Source organism: Saccharopolyspora sp. (assembly GCF_017434145.1).
Lineage (GTDB): Bacteria > Actinomycetota > Actinomycetes > Mycobacteriales > Pseudonocardiaceae > Saccharopolyspora_C > Saccharopolyspora_C galaxeae.
In genome coordinates this window covers 1-3,151 of record NZ_JAFRFW010000389.1, presented here as the reverse complement: position 1 = coordinate 3,151, position 3,151 = coordinate 1, and the positions used below count along the sequence as shown (strand labels likewise).

Sequence of the window (3,151 nt, the reverse complement as noted above, 5' to 3'; positions counted from 1 at the left end):
GGTGGCGGTACGCGTGAGCGCGACCAGGTCCGGTGCTGCTATGCCACCGCCCGCGCCGTGCCCGAGCAGCAGCGCAGCGCGGCCTTCCTCGGCGCAGTGCAGCTCCGCCCGCGCCGGGCCGTGCGGGGTGTTCAGCTCGGCGGTCGTCATGACTCGAACAGCGCACCCTGCTGGGCGGGTTCCGGCGCCGGCTCCGCGGGCTCGAGCAGCGCGGGGTGGTTATTGCGCATGTTGTTCACCTCGCTGGAGACCGCGGTGAGTTCGAGCTCGTCGAGCGCTCGGACGTCCGGTGCGAGCAGCTCGTCGACGTCCGTGCGGGTCTGGTCGAGCCACTGCGCCCACTTCTGCCGGGGCAGCACCAGCGGCATCCGGTGGTGCACCGCGGCGAACTCACCAACAGCGGCGGTGGTGACGACGGCGCAGGTAACCAGCGGTGTGGTGTTGTCCGGCGACCACCACGCGGAGAACACCGCCGCCATCGCAAGGCTCGTCCCGTCGCCCCGGGAACACAGGTACGGCTGCTTGCGCCGTTCGCCGGGTTGCCACTCGTACCAGCCGGTCGCGGGCATCAGGCAGCGGCGCCGCGCGGCGGACTCCGCGTAGGCGGGCTTGGTGGTGATCGTCTCCGCCCGGGCGTTGATCATCGGCGGACCGCTGTCGGGATCTTGCGCCCAGGTGGGGACCAGGCCCCACCGCACCGGACGGAGGCTGCGCTCGGGGCCGGAGCCGGTCGCGCGCTCGACGACGATCGGCACGGTCTTGGTCGGCGTGACGTTGTAGTCCGGACCGAGCAACCCCTCGGCGCGATCGACCGCCTCGAACTCACCGGCCAGCGCAGCGGGATCCTGCTGGACCGCGTATCGCCCGCACATCAGCCATCACCCCGAGTCCCGCGCATGATCCAACGCTACCGGGTCAACGGGATCGGCCACCGGGGCCAGCAGTTCCGCGCCGTTGTTGCGCACGTTGTTCACCGCAGGCGACACCGGGCGCAGTTCGAGGGCGTCCACCACCTCGCGGGACGGCGCGAGCAGCTCGTCCACATCGGCGCGGTCCGGATCCAGCCAGCTCTCCCAGGACGCGTTCGGCAGCACCAGCGGCATCCGCTCGTGCACCTCGGCAAGCGGGCCGATCGCGCTGGTCGTCAGCACCGAGCAGGTCACCAGCGGCGCAGCGTCCGCCGCCGCCGGATCGCGCCAGGTCTCCCAGATCCCGGCCAGCGCCAGGCTGGAACCGTCCGGGCAGGTCATGAAGAACGGCTGCTTGCCGTCGGCGTCGCGGCGCCACTCGTACCAGCCGTCGGCGGGCAGCAGGCAGCGCCGGGACCGGACGGCCGAGCGGAACGCCGGTTTGCCGGTCACCGTCTCGGCCTTCGCGTTGATCATCCGGTTGCCGATCTTCGGGTCCTTCGCCCACTTCGGCACCAGGCCCCAGCGCATCAGCCGCAGGCTGCGCTCGGTGCGCCACTGGTCGGGTTCGCCCGCGGAGTCGCGCGGGTGCCGTTGCACCACGGTGGGGACGTCCTTGGTCGGTGCGACGTTGTAGTCGGCCGCGTGCCCGGCGCGGCCGGTGGCATCGGTGGCCGCGAACTCCGCAGCCAGCGCAGCCGGGTCCTTCGTGGAGGCGTACCTGCCGCACATGCCCTGGCCACCTCCTCTACTGGCGTCTGTGCACCCATAGTTGCAGCAGCCACCGACAGCGTCGAACTCCCGAGCCCGCCCCGACCGGTTCGACGTGGGCGAATGCGGGATCATTGGGACATGACGCAGCACTGGCCAGCCCCGGTCGCCGAGCATCCCGTGCGAGCGACCGTGCCCGTCCCGGGCTCGAAGTCGATCACCAACCGCGCGTTGGTGCTCGCGGCGCTGGCCACCGGTCGCTGCACCGTGCGCAACCCGCTGCGCAGCCGCGACACCGAGCTGATGGCCGCGGCGCTGCGCGCGCTCGGCGCGGACGTCCGGGACGGCGCGGACGGTTCCTGGCTGGTCGAACCCGTTGAGCTGCGCGGACCGGCGACCGTGGACTGCGGGCTCGCCGGCACCGTCATGCGCTTCGTACCGCCGGTCGCCGCCCTCGCCGAAGGCCGGATCTCCTTCGACGGCGATCCCCGCGCCCGGGAACGTCCGCTGGACACCGTGCTGGACGCGCTGCGGGCGCTGGGCGCCGAGGTCAGCGGCAGTGCGCTGCCGTTCGACGTGCACGGGACCGGCAAACTTCCCGGCGGGCGGGTCACCATCGACGCGTCCGCGTCCTCCCAGTTCGTCTCCGGTCTGCTGCTGTCCGCCGCGCGGTACGAACAAGGTGTGACCGTCGTGCACGAAGGCGCTCCGGTTCCGTCGCTGCCGCACATCGACATGACCGTGGCGATGCTGCGCGAACGCGGTGTCGAAGTCGACGACGAGCAGCCGAATTCCTGGTACGTCGCCCCCGGACCGGTCCGCGCGCTGGACGCGGAGATCGAACCGGACCTGTCCAACGCCACCCCGTTCCTCGCCGCGGCAGCAGCGACGGCCGGTCGGATCACCGTGCCGGGATGGCCGCGGGCGACCACGCAGGCCGGGGACGCGATCCGCGGAATCCTCACCGAGATGGGCGCGCAGAACGAGCTGGACGAATCGGGGCTTACCGTCACCGGCCCGGACGAGCTGGCGCCCGTGGACATCGACCTGCACGAGGTCGGCGAACTCACGCCCACCGTCGCCGCCCTGGCCGCGCTGGCGAACGGACCCTCCACGCTGCGCGGCATCGCGCACCTGCGCGGGCACGAGACCGATCGGCTCGCCGCGCTGCAGCACGAGATCAACGCGGTCGGCGGCGACGTCGAGCAGACCGCCGACGGGCTGCGGATCCGCCCGCGCGCGCTGCACGGCGGTACCTGGCACTCCTACGCCGACCACCGGATGGCCACCGCCGGGGCCATCCTCGGCCTGCGGGTGCCCGGCATCGCCGTGGAAGACATCGCCACCACCGCGAAGACCATCCCCGACTTTCCCGGCATGTGGACGACGATGCTGGAGCCGGTGTCCTGATGGCACGGCGCGGCTGGCGGGACCTGGACGAATCCGATGTGCGGGTACGCCCCGGACGGCGCAACAGCCGGCCGCGCAGCAAGCTGCGTCCCGAACACGCCGACGCGGACCAGGCGATGGTC

General features: G+C 72.3%; 3 protein-coding genes and 2 pseudogenes. 2 read left to right on the top strand and 3 right to left on the bottom strand.

The genetic code is table 11. The features are described 5' to 3' along the window. From IJH84_RS10570 to IJH84_RS10560, 3 genes and pseudogenes are all read right to left on the bottom strand, one after another. Window positions 1–150 (bottom strand): annotated as a pseudogene (locus IJH84_RS10570) (alpha/beta hydrolase); the annotation flags it as partial. Next, window positions 147–872 carry an SOS response-associated peptidase gene (locus IJH84_RS10565; protein ID WP_295143369.1) on the bottom strand — a complete coding sequence of 242 codons (726 nt, stop codon included), beginning with the start codon at window positions 870–872 and terminating at the stop codon, window positions 147–149. The pseudogene IJH84_RS10570 and the gene IJH84_RS10565, both read right to left, overlap by 4 nt. A 6-nt stretch (window positions 873–878) precedes the next feature. Further along, window positions 879–1,640 carry an SOS response-associated peptidase gene (locus tag IJH84_RS10560; protein WP_295143366.1) on the bottom strand — a complete coding sequence of 254 codons (762 nt, stop codon included), beginning with the start codon at window positions 1,638–1,640 and terminating at the stop codon, window positions 879–881. 120 nt (window positions 1,641–1,760) lie between these two features. On the opposite strand from IJH84_RS10560, the gene aroA reads away from it, so the two are divergent. Next, a complete protein-coding gene (gene aroA, locus IJH84_RS10555) occupies window positions 1,761–3,029 on the top strand; it encodes a 3-phosphoshikimate 1-carboxyvinyltransferase (RefSeq protein ID WP_295143363.1) in 1,269 nt (422 codons plus the stop codon). Further along, a pseudogene (locus IJH84_RS10550) lies at window positions 3,029–3,151 on the top strand (ribosome small subunit-dependent GTPase A); the annotation flags it as partial. The gene aroA and the pseudogene IJH84_RS10550, both read left to right, overlap by 1 nt.